The following is a 15,953-nucleotide window of genomic DNA, read 5'->3' as shown; positions in this document are numbered from 1 at the left end:
CAAAATCCATGACCATCGGCGAAAGTGGCTTGTCGCTCACTTTTGCCGTCACCGCCTTCCTGTGCGTCTTCGCTGCGGCGAAGGCACTGGATACGGCCTTCGCGTTCCACGCCTCGCTCGCGGCTGCCGCCAGCGCGGCGTCCGTCTTCTTCATCCTCAACCGCTACTTCGAGCGCGGCGAGCTGCCGCCGCAGGAGATCAACGGCCGGCCGAACTACAATCTCGGGCCGATCAAGTTCTCCTCCTTCATGGCCATGTTCTGGGGCATCGCCGGCTTCGCCGTCGGCCTCATCATCGCCTCGCAGCTCGCCTGGCCCGCACTGAACTTCGATCTGCCCTGGACCAGCTTCGGCCGCCTGCGGCCGCTGCACACCTCGGCGGTCATCTTCGCCTTCGGCGGCAACGTGCTGCTGGCGACGTCGTTCTACGTCGTGCAGCGGACCTGCCGCACCAGGCTCGCCGGCGATCTAGCGCCCTGGTTCGTGGTGGTCGGCTACAACTTCTTCATCCTCATCGCAGGCACCGGCTATCTGCTGGGCGTCACCGAGGGCAAGGAGTACGCCGAGCCCGAGTGGTATTCGGATCTTTGGCTGACGATCGTCTGGGTGGTCTATCTGCTCGTCTTCCTGGTGACGGTCATCAAGCGCAAGGAGCCGCACATCTTCGTGGCGAACTGGTTCTACCTGGCCTTCATCGTCACGATCGCCGTGCTGCATCTGGGCAACAACCCGGCGCTTCCGGTGTCGTTCTTCGGTTCGAAGTCGTACATCGCCTGGGGCGGCGTGCAGGATGCGATGTTCCAGTGGTGGTACGGCCACAACGCTGTCGGCTTCTTCCTGACCGCCGGCTTCCTGGCCATCATGTACTACTTCATCCCGAAGCGCGCGGAGCGGCCGATCTATTCCTATCGGCTGTCCATCATCCACTTCTGGGCGCTGATCTTCCTCTACATCTGGGCCGGCCCGCACCATCTGCACTACACGGCGCTGCCGGACTGGGCGCAGACCCTCGGCATGACCTTCTCGATCATGCTGTGGATGCCCTCCTGGGGCGGCATGATCAACGGCCTGATGACCTTGTCGGGCGCGTGGGACAAGCTGCGGACTGACCCCGTGCTGCGCATGCTGGTCGTGTCGGTCGCCTTCTACGGCATGTCGACCTTCGAAGGTCCGATGATGTCGATCAAGGTGGTCAACTCGCTCAGCCACTATACCGACTGGACCATCGGTCACGTGCACTCCGGTGCGCTCGGCTGGGTCGGCTTCGTGTCCTTCGGCGCGCTGTACTGCCTGGTGCCGTGGATCTGGAACCGCAAGGGTCTCTACAGCCTCAAGCTCGTGAACTGGCACTTCTGGACGGCCACGCTCGGCATCGTGCTCTACATCTCCGCGATGTGGGTCTCGGGCATCCTGCAGGGTCTGATGTGGCGGTCCTACACGGCGCTCGGCTTCCTCGAATACTCGTTCATCGAGACCGTCGAGGCGATGCATCCCTTCTACATCATCCGTGCCGCCGGTGGCGCGCTGTTCCTGATCGGCTCACTCATCATGGCCTACAATCTCTGGATGACGGTCCGTGTCGGTGAGGAAGAAGTTCAGTCGCCCGTCGCTCTTCAGCCGGCGGAGTGAGGTATCCAACCATGTCATTCTGGCAACGACACCAAGTCTTCGAGAAGAACTCGATCATCCTGGTCATCGGCATCCTGCTGGTGATCGCGATCGGCGGCCTCGTCGAGATCACTCCGCTCTTCTACCTGAAGAGCACGATCGAGGCGGTCGACGGCGTGCGTCCCTACACGCCGCTCGAGCTGGCCGGCCGCAACATCTATGTCCGCGAGGGTTGCTATCTGTGCCACTCGCAGATGATCCGTCCGCTGCGCGACGAAGTGGAGCGTTACGGCCACTTCTCGCTCGCCGCGGAGAGCATGTACGACCACCCGTTCCAGTGGGGCTCCAAGCGTACGGGGCCTGATCTCGCCCGCGTCGGCAACAAATACTCCGACGATTGGCACGTCACCCATCTGAACAACCCGCGCGCGATCGTTCCGCAGTCGGTCATGCCCGGTTATCCCTTCCTCAAGGAGACCGAGCTCGACGCGACCAACGTCGCCGATCATCTGAAGACGCTGCGCGCGGTCGGGGTGCCCTACACCGACGACCAGATCGCCAACGCCGCCGCCGACCTCAAGGCGCAGGTCGATCCCGATGGTGCCGGCGCGGAGGCGCTCACCAAGCGCTATCCGAAGGCCGTGGTGCGCAACTTCGACGGCAAGGCGGGTGCGCCGACCGAGATGGACGCGCTGGTGGCCTATCTGCAGATGCTTGGGACGCTCGTCGACTTCAAGATCTACAACGAAAAAGCCAACCTGCGCTGAGATCGAGAGGCGAACATCATGAAGCCCATCATTGCAGTCGAAAACATCGCGTCGTCACTCGTGACGACGCTGTGGACCCCGATCTTCGTCGCGATCTTCATCGCGATCGTCACCTACGCCCTCTGGCCTCGCAACAAGGCCGCTTTCGACGAAGCGGCGAGCATGCCGTTGCGCGAGGAGTAATTCAACATGGCTGACCATACCGAAGTCGACAGCGTCTCCGGCACCGCCACGACGGGCCATGCCTGGGACGGCATCAAGGAGCTCAACACCCCGCTGCCGCGGTGGTGGGTGATCACCTTCTACATCACCATCGTCTGGGCGATCGGCTACTGGATCGTGTATCCGGCCTGGCCGACCATCTCCAGCAACACAAAGGGCCTGTTCGGCTACTCGTCCCGCGCGGACGTGGCGGTCGAGCTCGCCAACCTCGAGAAGATTCGCGGCGCCAAGATGGCGGCGCTGGCCACCGCCTCGCTCGCCGACATCGAGAAGGATCCGGCGATGCTTGCCCTGGCGCGCGCCAAGGGCAAGACCGTGTTCGGCGACAATTGCGCCGCCTGCCACGGGACCGGTGCGGCCGGCGCCAAGGGCTTCCCGAACCTGAACGACGACGACTGGCTGTGGGGCGGCTCGCTGGAGCAGATCCAGCAGACCCTGCTGTACGGCGTGCGCTCGGGTCACCCGAAGACCCGCGAGGGCCAGATGCTCGCCTTCGGCAAGGACGGTGTCCTGAAGCCGGCGGAGATCGTCACGGTCGCCAACTACGTCCGCGAGCTGGCGGGGCTCCCGACCCGGCCGGGTTATGACCCCAAGGCCGGCGCCAAGATCTTCGCCGAGAACTGCGTGGCCTGCCATGGCGACAACGCCAAGGGCAATCCGGACGTCGGGGCGCCGAACCTGACCGACAAGATCTGGCTGTACGGCTCCGACGAGGCGACCCTGATCGAGACCATCACCAATGGTCGCAACGGCGTCATGCCGGCTTGGGAAGGCCGTCTCGACCCGACCACGATCAAGGCGATGGCGGTCTACGTCCACTCGCTCGGCGGAGGAAAGTAACGGACATCCAACAGAACTTTCCCTTCAATTGAGCTGGATCAACTGAGCGGCCGGAGGTGGGCATACCTTCGGCCGCAAATGCGAGAAGACCCCAGCCATGAACTGCAAGCCATGAACAAGACCGTCAACCCGGACGACCTGCAGCCGGTGGACGATTACGGTCCGCTCTATGCCGCGCACAAGAAGGTCTATCCGCAAAGCGTCTCCGGGACGTTCCGCCGGATCAAATGGGGCCTGATGGGCTTCTGCCTCGGCGTCTACTACTTCCTGCCGTTCGTGCGCTGGAATCGCGGCCTCGGCGCGCCCGACCAGGCGGTGCTGATCGATTTCCCGAACCACCGCTTCTATTTCTTCTTCATCGAGCTGTGGCCGCAGGAGGTTTATTACTTCACCGGCCTCCTGATCATCGCCGCCATCGGCCTGTTCCTGATGAACGCGATCGGCGGCCGCATCTGGTGCGGCTATCTCTGTCCGCAGACGGTGTGGACCGACTTGTTCTATGCCGTGGAGCGCCTGATCGAGGGCGACCGCCGCGAACGCATGAAGAAGGATGCCTCCAGCGATCCGATGAAGCTGGAGCGGATTTCCGAGCTCGTGCTCAAGCATTCGATCTGGCTGTTGATCGCCTGGTGGACCGGCGGCGCCTGGGTGCTGTATTTCAGCGACGCGCCGACCCTGGTGAAGGAGCTCGTCACCTTTCAGGGGCCGATGCTGGCCTATATCTGGATCGCGATCCTGACCGCGACGACCTATACGCTCGCCGGCTTCATGCGCGAGCAGGTCTGCGTCTACATGTGCCCGTGGCCGCGCATCCAGGCCGCGCTGACCGACGAATGGGCGCTCAACGTCACCTATCGCTATGACCGCGGCGAGAGCCGCATGTCGGTCAAGAAGGCCGCCGAGCTGCGCGCGCTCGGCCAGCCGGCCGGCGACTGCGTCGACTGCAAGCAGTGCGTGGCCGTGTGCCCGACCGGCATCGACATCCGCGACGGGTCGCAGATGGACTGCATCCAGTGCGGCCTCTGCATCGACGCCTGCGACACCGTCATGACCAAGATCGGCCGCCCGACGCGGCTGATCGGCTATGACAACGACATCAACATCCACCGCCGCCAGGAAGGCAAGCCGCCGGTCTACAAGCTCGTGCGTGCCCGCACCGTCGCCTATGCCGCGATCATCGCGGTGGTCGGCGGCGCGATGGTCTACAAGCTCGCGACCCGCTCGCTGCTCGATGTCAACGTGCTGCACGACCGCAACCCGATCGCGATCAAGCTGTCCGACGGCTCGATCCGGAATGCCTATACGGTGCGCGTCCTCAACAAGCACGGCTTCGACCGCGTCATCGCCATCGACATCGAAGGGCCCGCCAATGCGGCCGTCCACGTCGTCGGCGCCGATTCGGTGACTCCGGACCGGCCGATGATCGTGATCGGACGCGACCAGACCGAGGAGCTGCGTCTGCTGGTGACCGCGCCCGAGGAGAGCAATCCGGAGAAGTCGATCCCGGTCAAGTTCCATGTCACCGACATCGGCCTCGGCGTCGTCGCCTCCGCCACCGACAATTTCGTCAGCCCTTAAGAGACTCGAAGGAGCCCGCCAATGGCCAGCCGTTCCGAACGATCCAAGCCGTTGACCGGACGCATGGTGCTCGCCATGCTGATCGCCTTCTTCGGGACCGTGATCGGGGTCAACGTCTACATGATGAAGATGGCGATCTCGACCCTGCCGGGCACCGACGTCGACAGCGCCTACAGCGCAAGTCTCGGCTATGAGAAGGAGATCGCGGCGGCGCGTGCTCAGGAGGCGCGGCGCTGGCAGGTCGAGGCGCATATCGAGCGCGGCGCCGGCGGCGGCGCCATCGTGCAGGTGAATGCGCGTGACGCCAACGGCAATCCGGTGTCGGGCCTGACATTCCAGGGCCGGCTCGAGCGTCCCGCCGACAAGCGCGCCGACCAGGAGGTCGCACTCGCCGAGGTCGGCGGCGGCATCTATCGCGGCACCGCGGAAGCGATCGCGCCCGGTCAGTGGGACCTCGTGCTGGAAGGCGACTCCAGCGGCCGCCGCATGTTCCTGTCCAAGAATCGCGTGCTGCTGAACTGAGGGAATTCCGACCATGCATGTGACGCGTGACTTCTCCCACTACGTCAAGGATCTCGGCGCCGGCCTGAACCATATCGACCTTGCGGTCGAAGGCGTCAGCTGCGCCGGCTGCATGGCCAAGATCGAGCGCGGCCTGTCGGCGCTGCCCGACGTGACCCTGGCGCGCGTCAATCTCACCGATCGCCGCGTCGCCTTGGAATGGAAGCAGGGCACGCTCGATCCGGCCAAATTCATCGATCGTCTCGCCGAGCTCGGCTACAAGGCCTATCCGTTCGAGAAGGCGAGCGCGGAAGCGACCGAAGCCGAGGAGTCGCGCTTCCTGCTGCGCTGCCTGGGCGTCGCTGCGTTCGCGACCATGAACGTGATGATGCTGTCGATCCCGGTATGGTCCGGCAATGTCAGCGACATGCTGCCGGAGCAGCGTGACTTCTTCCATTGGCTGTCGGCGGTGATCGCGCTGCCGGCCGCGGCCTATGCCGGCCAGCCGTTCTTTCGTTCTGCGTGGCGCGCGCTCAAGAGCGGCAACGTCAACATGGACGTGCCGATCTGCATCGGCGTCATCCTGGCGCTGGGCATGTCGATCGTCGAGACCTTCCACCACGCCGAGCACGCCTATTTCGATGCCGCGATCATGCTGCTGACCTTCCTGCTGGTCGGCCGCTATCTCGACCAGAACATGCGGCGGCGGACGCGTGCGGTCGCCGGCAATCTCGCCGCGCTGAAGGCGGAGACCGCGACCAAATTCGTCGGCTCCGATGAAATCTCCGAGGTGCCGGTCGCGGCCGTCCGCGCCGGCGATCTCGTGCTGCTGCGGCCCGGCGAGCGCTGCGCCGTCGATGGCGTCGTGGTCGAAGGGCGCTCCGAGATCGATCAGAGCCTGATCACCGGTGAGACGCTCTATGTCCCGGCCGAGCAGGGCACCGCGGTCTATGCCGGCTCCCTCAACATTTCCGGCACGCTGCGCGTCCGCGTGTCTGCGGCGGCCGAGGGCACGCTGCTCGCCGACATCACCCGCCTGCTCGACAATGCGCTGCAGGCGCGCTCGCGCTACATGCGGCTGGCCGACCGCGCCTCGCGGCTCTATGCGCCGGTGGTGCATGCGACCGCGGCGCTCACCGTGCTCGGCTGGGTGCTGGCGGGCGCAGGCTGGCACGATGCGATCGTGACCGGCATCGCCGTGCTGATCATCACTTGTCCCTGCGCGCTCGGCCTTGCGATTCCAACCGTGCAGACTGTTGCCTCGGGCGCGATGTTCAAGTCCGGCGTGCTGCTCAATGCCGGCGATGCGATCGAGCGCCTCGCCGAGGCCGATCACGTCATCTTCGACAAGACCGGCACCTTGACGCTGCCGGAGCTGGAGGTCGTCAACGCCGCCGATATTCCAGCCGATGTGTTCGCATTGGCAGGACAGCTCGCGCTGTCGAGCCATCATCCGGTCGCATCCGCCGTTGCACAGGCCGCGAAGGCGCGGTCGCCGCTGATGGGCGCGGTCGAAGAGCCTGGACAAGGCGTCCGCGCTGTCGTCGACGGCGTCGAGATCAGGCTCGGTCGACCGTCCTTCTGCGGCGCCGAGGCGCTCGCTTCACGGAATGCAAATCTCGACCCGGAGGCTTCCGTGGTTGCCTTCAGCCGCGGCACCGAGGCGTTCCTGTTCTCGGTGCGCCAGGGCCTGCGACCCGATGCGGCCAAGATCATCGCCGGCCTGCAGCGGCGCGGCATCGAGGTCGAGATCCTCTCGGGCGATCGCGAGGCGGCGGTGGCCGCGGCAGCCAAGGCGCTTGGAATCAGCGAGTGGCGCGCGGGCGTCACGCCGGCCGACAAGATCGCTCGCATCGAGGAGCTGAAGCGTTCAGGCGTGAAGGTGATGATGGTCGGGGACGGCATGAACGATGCGCCGTCGCTCGCCGCCGCGCACGTTTCGATGTCGCCGATCTCGGCTGCGCATCTCAGCCAGGCCACCGCCGATCTCGTCTTCCTCGGCCGCCCGTTGGCGCCGGTGCTGGCCGCGATCGACTATGCGCGCAAGGCACTGCATCTGATGCGGCAGAATCTGTGGCTCGCAGTCGGCTACAATGTCCTCGCGGTGCCACTTGCGATCAGCGGCGTCGTCACCCCGCTGATCGCGGCGGCCGCGATGTCGGGCTCGTCGATCCTGGTGATGCTGAATGCGCTGCGCGCCCGCAAGGTCGCCGGGGAGGCCTCGTCATGGAAGTGATGATCATTCTCGTTCCGCTCGCTCTCGCGCTTGGCCTTGCCGGACTGGTCGGCTTTCTGTGGTCGCTCAAGAGCGGCCAGTACGAGGATCTCGAAGGCGCGGCCTGGCGCGCCATCGCAGATGACGACGAGCCGGCGCCGCCGGCTCAGCCCGAGGCGGCTGCCGGTCGGCCCTGAGCCCGGCCCGTCCGCGAGAGCGCCGACACTGTTCGCATCGATGGCCGCGGCGTAACAATGACGCGGGAATTGCGAACAGACCTAGAGCTCACGCGGATGAAGGGGCAGACATGGCCGAGGGTGTCGACACGAAGCGCGTGATGATCGATCGCAGCAAGCTTCCCGGACAGGTCGTCCTGGTGCTGCAGGGAGGCGGAGCGCTCGGAGCGTATCAGGCCGGGGTCTACCAGGCCCTGAGCGAAGCTGGCGTGGAGCCGGACTGGCTGATTGGCACCTCCATCGGCGCCATCAATGCGGCACTGATCGTCGGCAGTCCAGTGCAGGAGCGTACGCGGCGGCTGCAGGAATTCTGGACACGGATGCATCGACGGCCGGCCTGGGCCCTCCGTACCGCCTTTGCGGATTTCAACGAAAGGCTGTCCTACTGGACCACCGTGACGCAGGGAATTCCCGGCTTCTTCACGCCGAACGCGCTCGCTCATGCCGGCGATGTCTTTCCGCTCGGTGCCGAGCAGGCCGGTTACTACGCGATCGGTCCGCTGCGCGAGACGCTGCAGGAACTGGTGGATTTCGATCTCCTGAACGGGGGGGGCCCCCGCCTCACCGTCGGTGCGGCGCATGTCCGGACCAGCCGCATGCACTATTTCGACAGCCGTGACGGCGCGCTCGACGTCCGCCACATCCTCGCCTCGGGCGCGCTGCCTCCAGCTTTCCCCGCGGTCCGCATCGACGGCGAGCTGTATTGGGACGGCGGCATCCTCTCGAACACGCCAACGGAGGTCGTATTCGACGACAATCCGCGCCGGGATTCGCTCATCTTCGCGGTCAATCTGTGGAATCCGGACGGGGCCGAGCCTCTGACCATGGCGGAGGTGTTCAACCGTCACAAGGACGTCCAGTATGCGAGCCGCATGGGCAGCCAGATTGCGCGCCAGGAGCAGCTTCACCGGCTCCGCCACATCATCAATCATCTGGCGGCGCGCCTGCCGGAACAGGCGCGCAATGATCCGGCGGTTCGCGAACTCATCAGTTACGGCTGCCAGACCCGGATGCATGTCGTCCGGCTGCTGGCGCCGCAGCTCGATCGCGAGAACCATGCCAAGGACATCGACTTCAGCGAGCGCGGCATCACCGCGCGCTGGAGCGCCGGCTATCAGCACACGCAATCGGCCCTGCAACGGACGCCCTGGGCGGGCGAGTTCGATCTTCTCTCCGGAGTCGTGTTGCACGATCCACCGTTTGCAACTGCGGCGGCCGCCGAGTAGCAGATCGCAGCTCCGACCGCATATTCGTATCCGATCGTGCAGTCAGGCTGCATTCCGATACCGCTCGCATCCGTTAGGTTTAAGGGATTAGTTGTAGTTCGTTCTTAATCATTGAGGCGGCGGCAGCGTTTGCCGTGATCCGTATTTGCCGACCGCGCGGGACGTCGCCGGAGGGCGCTGGCGCAGACGCGCCGGCCGCTCGCGAACGTGACAGCCCCGGAAACGGCGTTGATTGGGAATGGCCATGTCCAAGCGCGCGACGATGCAGAACGGGACACTTCAGGCGGAGGCTGGAGCCCTCAGTCTCAAATGGAAGATCCTCGCCGGCAATCTGTTGACCGGCTTCTTCGCGATGGCTTTTGCCTGCGTGCTCGCCTGGAGCGGCTGGGGAGATCTCGTCAAGCGCGAGCAGGCGCGACGCGTCCTCGACGCTTTCGAGCTGGTGATGAAGGTGAACGCCCAGATTCCACTCGAACGGAACATCTGGAATCTGCTGGCTGCTCCGGCGCCCGCTTCGGCCGACGATGCAGCCAAGCTCGACAAGACCATCGCGAGCACCGACGACCTGCTCAACCAGGCCAGATCATCCGCCAAGACAGCAGGATTGGCGACCAGCAACATCGACGCTGCCGAGCAGACTCTTCGCGGTATCCGGTCCGCGGCTCGCGGCGCCGTCGGGCTGCCTGCAGCGCAGCGGCCGGCCAACATCCAGGCGGCAACGATCGACGGCCTCGGTCGCGCCGCCGATTCATTGAATGCCGCGATCGACGCGACCGCAATCGAGCTGTCGCGGGTCGGTGGCGACGTCGAGAACCTGCTGCCGTCGGGGCAACTCGCACAATTGTCGCAATCGATGCGGACGGTGAACGGTGCGCGCTCCGCGGTTCTTCGCTTCTTCATCCAGAGCCTGAACTGGACGCCGGCACGCCTCGCCGAGGTCACCGAGCAGAGCGGGCAGGTGACCCTGCTGTGGCAGCAGATGGAGCTCGCTGCGCGCAGCGTGCGCGACAATCCGGACGTCAGCTCTGCGCTCGAACATGTCCGCTCGACGCTGATGGGCGACGGTGAGCGCCGCTATCGTCAGATCGTCACCGCGGCGCGCGACGGTCAACCTTCGCCGGTCACCCCCGAGGAGTGGGGCCGCTGGACCACGCCGATGCTGAACAACGTGATCGTGCTGCGCGACGCGGCGCTGAAGTCGGCGCATCAGGCGATCGATCAGGCCATCGAGGGGGCGCGGCTGCGCCTGTTCGGCGCGCTCGGCATCCTGCTTCTGGTCGCCATCGTGTCGGTTGGCGTCGTCCTCGGCGTCGTCCGCGGGGTCATTGGACCACTCGTCGGTCTGACCGGCGTGACCCTGCGCCTCGCCAATGGCGAGTTGAACGCGGACATTCCGAGCGAGGCCCGCAAGGACGAGATCGGCGCCATGGCGCGCGCGCTCAAGGTGTTCAAGGACGCCCTGATCGCCAAGAAGGACTCCGACGAGGCCGCGCAGCGTGATGCGCAGGCGCAGATCGATCGCGCCCGGAAGCTGGATACGCTGACCCGCAATTTCGAAGCCACGATCGCCGACATCGTCAACACCGTGTCGTCGGCCGCCTCCGGCCTCGAAACCTCGGCGGATACCCTGACCAACACCGCGAGCCGTTCGGAGCAGCTCAGCACCGTGGTGGCGGCAGCCTCGGAGGAAGCCTCCGCCAACGTCCAGTCGGTGGCGTCGGCCACCGAAGAGCTCTCGTCCTCGGTGCATGAGATCAGCCGCCAAGTGCAAGCCTCCGCGCGCATGGCTGGAGATGCCGTGCAGCAGGTTCGCCAGACCAACGGCCGCGTTGCCGACCTGTCGCAGGCTGCGGCGCGCATCGGCGATGTCGTGGAGCTCATCAACAGCATCGCCGGGCAGACCAATCTGCTGGCGCTCAACGCCACCATCGAGGCCGCGCGCGCCGGCGATGCCGGCCGCGGCTTTGCGGTGGTCGCGACCGAGGTGAAGGCGCTGGCCGAGCAGACCGCGAAGGCGACCGACGAGATCTCGCAGCAGATTTCCGGCGTGCAGGCGGCGACGCAGGAATCGGTCAATGCGATCCAGGCGATCAGTTCCACCATCGAGCGCCTTGCCGAGATCGCCGCGGCGATCGCTGCCGCCGTCGAGGAGCAGGGCGCAGCCACCCAGGAAATCTCCCGCAACGTGCAGCAGGCCGCTCACGGCACCCAGCAGGTCTCGTCCAACATCACCGACGTGCAGCGCGGCGCGGCGCAGACCGGCTCAGCCTCCGCGGAGGTGCTGTCATCGGCCAAATCGCTCGCCGGCGACTCCAACCGTCTCAAGCGCGAGGTCGGCAACTTCCTCGAAGCGGTCCGCGCGGCGTAAGCTCAGCCTCCCGGCGCCAAAGGAAAAAGCCCGGACGTCGTCCGGGCTTTTTGTTGTCTAACCGCAGCCCGGATGAGCGCAGCAATATCCGGGCTCTCACGAGATGTGGAGATGAACCCGGATGTCGCTGCGCTCATCCGGGCTACGCGCTATGCACCGCGCTACGACGTCAGCATCTTCCGGTACAGCGCATTGTAGCAGGCGGCCGACAGATCCCAGCTGAACGAGCGCGCCATCGCCGACAGGCGCATCGCGTTCAACGTTTCCGTGCTGGTGAAGGCCGAGAATGCGCGCTTGACGCCGCCGAGGAAGGATTCGGCTGACGGCTTCTGGAACAGGAAGCCGGTTTCGCCGTCGGTGATGGTCTCGGCCAGGCCGCCGGTCTGATGGCCGATCGGCAGCGAGCCGAAGCGTTGCGCATACATCTGGCTGAGGCCGCACGGCTCGAACCGCGACGGCATCAGGGTGAAGTCGCTGCCGGCGAAGATCCGCCGTGCCTGCGCATCGTTGAAGCCGATCGCCACTCCGATCGCATCCGGCCGGCGGCGATGGGCCTCCATCAGGGCGCGCTCGATGCGGGGTTCGCCCGTGCCGGTGACCACGATCTGCCCACCCGCCCCGACGATCTCGTCGGCGGCTTCGAGCACCAGATCGATACCCTTTTGATGCACGAGACGTGCGACCAGCCCGAACATCGGGCCGCGCGACACCGCGAGCCCGAACTGTTTGCGGACGTAATCGGCATTGGCCTTCTTGCCCTTCCAGTCGCCGGCGGCGAAGGGCTGCGCCAGTTGCTGGCAGTAGCGCGGGTCCCAGCTCTCGTCGATGCCGTTGAGGATGCCGGTCAGCTCATGCGCGTTGGAGCGCTGGCGAAGCAGGCCTTCCAGGCCGCAGCCGAGCTCCGAGGTGGTGATCTCCTGGGCGTAGGTGGAGCTCACCGTGGTCAGATGCGACGCATAGACCAGTCCGCCCTTGAGGAACGACAGCTTGTCGTAAAACTCCAGCCCGTCGATGTGGAACGACGATTCCGGCGCGCCGATCCGTCGCAGCGATTCGCGCGGGAACAGGCCCTGATAGGCGAGGTTGTGGATGGTGAGGATCGAGGGAACCTCGACCTCGCGCCACGCCAGATAGGCCGGCACCAGCGCCGCCTGCCAATCGTTGGCGTGGACCAGATCTGCCGCCCAGTTCTTGTCCAGCGTGCCCGCGGCGAGCTCGGCGGCGGCGGCGGCAAGGCGGCCGAAGCGGATGTCGTTGTCGGCCCAGTCCTGTCCGTTCTCGTCGCCGTAGGGATTGCCAGGCCGGTCGTAAAGCTCGTCGCAGAGCAGGACGTAGACCGGCAGGCCGTCGCGCGTCGACGAGCGGCCGAGCGAGCATGCCGGCATTTCCGCCAGAGCGTCGCATTGGCCGACGATCTCGATGTGGGTGAGTTGTTCGATCACGTCCCGGTAGCCGGGCAGCATGATCCTGACGTCGGTGTGTGAGCGAAGTGCTCTGGGAAGCGCGGCGGAAACGGCAGCCAGTCCGCCCACCCGGACGAAATCGTCCATTTCGGTCGTAACGAACAGAACCCGCAAGAGATGTCCTCGATCAAGCCCCATGACCGTCCTATGCAAGAAAAGGTCCAAATGTGAATATCAACGAAAGCGTTGCCGCATCGCGGCGCGAGGCGAAACGCTTTCAGCATCGAATGGTTCGATCTAGAAACGAGGCGCACCGCCGTCGATGGCTTACGCTTCGTGAATCTGCGACGGCAAAGCGGACCTTTTGGCCTCTGTGCCAAGCGAGAAGAGTCCAAACCAGGGAGCTGCCAGGGTGAGTCTAGTGGGAAACGATGAGAGCCGTTTGACAGGATGCTTCGAAGGACTGCGCGTCCTCGACTTCTCGACCACCATCGCCGGCCCGCACTGTGCCCGCATGCTTGCTGATATGGGGGCGGAGGTGATCAAGATCGAGTCAGCCGAAGGTGAAACCATGCGCACCCGGCTGCCGATCCGCGGTGGTTGTTCGACGGCCTTCGGCCAGCTCAACGTCGGCAAGAAGAGCGTCGTGCTCGATCTCAAATCGCGCGAGGGTGTCGAAGCGGCGCGTTGGCTGGCTGCTACGGCTGACGTCGTGGTCGAGAATTTCCGGCCCGGCGTGATGCAGCGGCTCGGTCTCGACTACGCAACCCTCGGCGGCGGGTGGAACCCCCGTCTGATCTACTGCTCGATCTCCGGCTATGGCCAGACCGGCCCGTCGGCGGAACTCCCGGCCTATGCGCCGGTGATCCATGCCGCCTCCGGCTACGACATGGCGCATCTGGCCTACCAGCCCGACCGCAGCCGGCCGGACTATTGCGGCATCTATCACGCCGACGTCGTGACCGGGACCTACGCGTTCGGCGCCATCGCCTCCGCTCTGTACCAGCGCGAGCGGTCGGGACGGGGCCAGCACGTCGACTGCTCGATGCTGGAGTCGATGCTGAGCCTGACCCTGAACGAGACGCAGTGGTCGCAATTTCCGGTCGCACAGCCATCGCGGCCGACCTTCGGTCCGGCGGAGTGCCGCGATGGCTATGTCATGATCGCGATCGCCAGCGAGAAGACCTTCCAAAACCTGATGACGGTGATCGGCCATCCGGACTGGGTGAGCGACGACAGGTTTGCGAAATATTCCGACAGGCGGGCAAACTGGGGCGAGCTCATGGAGGGCGTCGAAGCCTGGTCGCGCCCGCTCGGCGTCGCCGAATGCCTGGATGCCCTGAACGCAGGCGGGGTGCCGAGCTCGGCCTATCGCAGCGTCGCCGAAGCGCTTGCGGATCCTCAGATCGCGCATCGCGGCGCGCTCGCAGACGTCGAGGATGCGGCCGGCGGCTTCAAGGTCGTCAATCAGCCGTTTCGGATGTCGGGGGCAAAAGTCGCCGCCGGCGCACGGGCTGCGAGCCTGGGTGAGCACACTGCGGATGTGCTTCAGGAGGTCGGTGCAATCGAGCTGACAAAGCGCTGAGTTCGCTGAGACAAAAGGCTGCAGGGCAGCCATGATCGCCAGTGCCGCGCGAAGCCTTGCCGCTCCGCGCGTTTCCGGCCAATGTCGCGAGGTCGCAAGAACAGTCCGGACCAGCCGGACGCGCCCATGCCGGGAGGATCTGTCGAGGCACCGTTGCCGTGCGCAGCCGTCGCCCGTTCGTCCCGTCATGGCGCCGTCCGGTCCCGCCAGCACCGGACCACGGGAGTGAGAGCATGAAGAGCTTCAAGGTCACCGATTTCAATGCGCCGCTGACCGAGGTCGACGAGCCGACGCCGCAGCCGTTCGGCAAGCAGGTGCTGATCAAGGTCAAGGCGGCCGGCGTCTGCCATAGCGACCTGCACATCTGGGAAGGCGGCTACGATCTCGGCCACGGCCGCAAGCCGCTGTCCTTGAAGGACCGCGGTGTGTCGCTGCCGCGGACCATGGGACATGAGAGCGCCGGCGAGATCGTGGCGTTCGGGCCCGAAGTTACCGAGGTCGAAAAAGGCGGGCTGAAGGTCGGCGATGTCGCTTTGGTCTATCCCTGGATCGGCTGCGGCACATGCGCGACGTGCCTCGCGGGTGACGAGAACATGTGCCTGAAGCCGGCCTCGCTCGGCGTCTATTGCGACGGCGGCTATGCCGACCACATGACGGTGCCGCATCCGCGCCATCTGATCGATCTCAAAGGGCTCGATCCGGTCACGACCGCTCCTTATGCCTGCTCGGGCGTCACCACCTACAGCGCGCTCAAGAAGGTCGAGAAGGATTTCGACTCGCCGATCGTGATCTTCGGCGCCGGTGGTCTGGGTTTGATGGCGCTGTCGCTGCTCAAGGCAATGGGCGGCAAGGGGGCGATCGTCGTCGACATCGATGCGCGCAAGCGTGAGGCAGCACTCGCGGCTGGCGCGCTCGCCGCCGTCGACGGCAAGGCGCCGGACGCGCTGGAGCAACTGGCCAAGGCGGCGGGCGAGCCGATCCGGGCCGTGATCGACCTGGTCGGCAATCCGGCCACCGCGCAGCTCGGCTTCGACTGCCTGACCAAAGGCGGCAAGCTCGTCATGGTCGGCCTGTTCGGCGGCGGCGCGCCCTGGGCCTTGCCGCTCATTCCGATCAAGGCGGTCACGATCCAGGGCAGCTATGTCGGCAATCTCCGCGAGACGAAGGAGCTGCTCGACCTCGTCCGGACCAAGCACATCCCTTCGATCCCGGTCACCCCGATGCCGCTCGCCAAGGCCAACGACGCGCTGCACGAGTTGCAGAAGGGCCAGTTGGTCGGCCGCGCCGTGCTAACGCCGTAGGACACACCCACTCCATCGTCATTGCGAGGAGCGAAGCGACGAAGCAATCCAGAGTCTCAACCTGGGCCCTGGATTGCTTCGCTTCGCTCGCAATGACGGCGTCA

General features: G+C 65.5%; 13 protein-coding genes. 12 read left to right on the top strand and 1 reads right to left on the bottom strand.

The genetic code is table 11. From position 1 onward, the window contains the following. Nucleotides 1-8 precede the first annotated feature (8 nt). From ccoN to S58_RS25275, 10 genes are all read left to right on the top strand, one after another. Nucleotides 9-1,628, top strand: coding sequence for a cytochrome-c oxidase, cbb3-type subunit I (ccoN, locus tag S58_RS25320; protein WP_015668235.1), 1,620 nt, complete (start codon nucleotides 9-11; stop codon nucleotides 1,626-1,628). Nucleotides 1,629-1,639: 11 nt separating this feature from the next. Beyond that, nucleotides 1,640-2,374, top strand: a complete 735-nt coding sequence (gene ccoO, locus S58_RS25315; RefSeq protein ID WP_015668234.1) for a cytochrome-c oxidase, cbb3-type subunit II — start codon at nucleotides 1,640-1,642, stop codon at nucleotides 2,372-2,374. Between the two features lie 18 nt (nucleotides 2,375-2,392). Further along, nucleotides 2,393-2,557, top strand: coding sequence for a CcoQ/FixQ family Cbb3-type cytochrome c oxidase assembly chaperone (locus S58_RS25310; RefSeq protein ID WP_015668233.1), 165 nt, complete (start codon nucleotides 2,393-2,395; stop codon nucleotides 2,555-2,557). Nucleotides 2,558-2,563: 6 nt separating this feature from the next. Further along, the gene (gene ccoP, locus S58_RS25305) at nucleotides 2,564-3,436 is read left to right on the top strand and encodes a cytochrome-c oxidase, cbb3-type subunit III (protein WP_015668232.1); all 873 of its coding nucleotides are present in this window, start codon (nucleotides 2,564-2,566) and stop codon (nucleotides 3,434-3,436) included. A 111-nt stretch (nucleotides 3,437-3,547) separates the two neighbouring features. After that, nucleotides 3,548-5,014 carry a cytochrome c oxidase accessory protein CcoG gene (gene ccoG, locus S58_RS25300; RefSeq protein WP_015668231.1) on the top strand — a complete coding sequence of 489 codons (1,467 nt, stop codon included), beginning with the start codon at nucleotides 3,548-3,550 and terminating at the stop codon, nucleotides 5,012-5,014. A gap of 21 nt (nucleotides 5,015-5,035) precedes the next feature. After that, the gene (locus S58_RS25295; protein ID WP_015668230.1) at nucleotides 5,036-5,536 is read left to right on the top strand and encodes a FixH family protein; all 501 of its coding nucleotides are present in this window, start codon (nucleotides 5,036-5,038) and stop codon (nucleotides 5,534-5,536) included. Nucleotides 5,537-5,549: 13 nt separating this feature from the next. Continuing rightward, nucleotides 5,550-7,751 (top strand): cation-translocating P-type ATPase, encoded by a 2,202-nt coding sequence (locus tag S58_RS25290; RefSeq protein ID WP_015668229.1) that lies wholly within the window; start codon nucleotides 5,550-5,552, stop codon nucleotides 7,749-7,751. After that, nucleotides 7,742-7,927, top strand: a complete 186-nt coding sequence (gene ccoS, locus S58_RS25285) for a cbb3-type cytochrome oxidase assembly protein CcoS (RefSeq protein ID WP_015668228.1) — start codon at nucleotides 7,742-7,744, stop codon at nucleotides 7,925-7,927. The genes S58_RS25290 and ccoS overlap by 10 nt, the downstream gene beginning before the upstream one ends. A 110-nt stretch (nucleotides 7,928-8,037) precedes the next feature. After that, nucleotides 8,038-9,192: a DUF3734 domain-containing protein gene (locus S58_RS25280; RefSeq protein WP_015668227.1), complete on the top strand. Its 1,155-nt coding sequence runs from the start codon at nucleotides 8,038-8,040 to the stop codon at nucleotides 9,190-9,192. A gap of 244 nt (nucleotides 9,193-9,436) precedes the next feature. Beyond that, nucleotides 9,437-11,560 carry a methyl-accepting chemotaxis protein gene (locus tag S58_RS25275; RefSeq protein ID WP_042340920.1) on the top strand — a complete coding sequence of 708 codons (2,124 nt, stop codon included), beginning with the start codon at nucleotides 9,437-9,439 and terminating at the stop codon, nucleotides 11,558-11,560. Between the two features lie 161 nt (nucleotides 11,561-11,721). Here S58_RS25275 and glgA read toward each other — a convergent pair whose 3' ends face one another. Further along, entirely contained in the window at nucleotides 11,722-13,137 is a 1,416-nt protein-coding gene (gene glgA, locus S58_RS25270) for a glycogen synthase GlgA (RefSeq protein WP_015668225.1), read from the bottom strand. Nucleotides 13,138-13,426: 289 nt separating this feature from the next. On the opposite strand from glgA, the gene S58_RS25265 reads away from it, so the two are divergent. After that, a complete protein-coding gene (locus tag S58_RS25265; protein WP_144058542.1) occupies nucleotides 13,427-14,548 on the top strand; it encodes a CaiB/BaiF CoA transferase family protein in 1,122 nt (373 codons plus the stop codon). 233 nt (nucleotides 14,549-14,781) lie between these two features. Continuing rightward, nucleotides 14,782-15,849 (top strand): alcohol dehydrogenase, encoded by a 1,068-nt coding sequence (locus S58_RS25260; RefSeq protein WP_015668223.1) that lies wholly within the window; start codon nucleotides 14,782-14,784, stop codon nucleotides 15,847-15,849. The last annotated feature ends 104 nt before the right edge of the window (nucleotides 15,850-15,953 follow it).

This window comes from Bradyrhizobium oligotrophicum S58 (assembly GCF_000344805.1).
GTDB lineage: Bacteria > Pseudomonadota > Alphaproteobacteria > Rhizobiales > Xanthobacteraceae > Bradyrhizobium > Bradyrhizobium oligotrophicum.
This window is presented reverse-complemented; position numbering and strand designations above follow the sequence as displayed.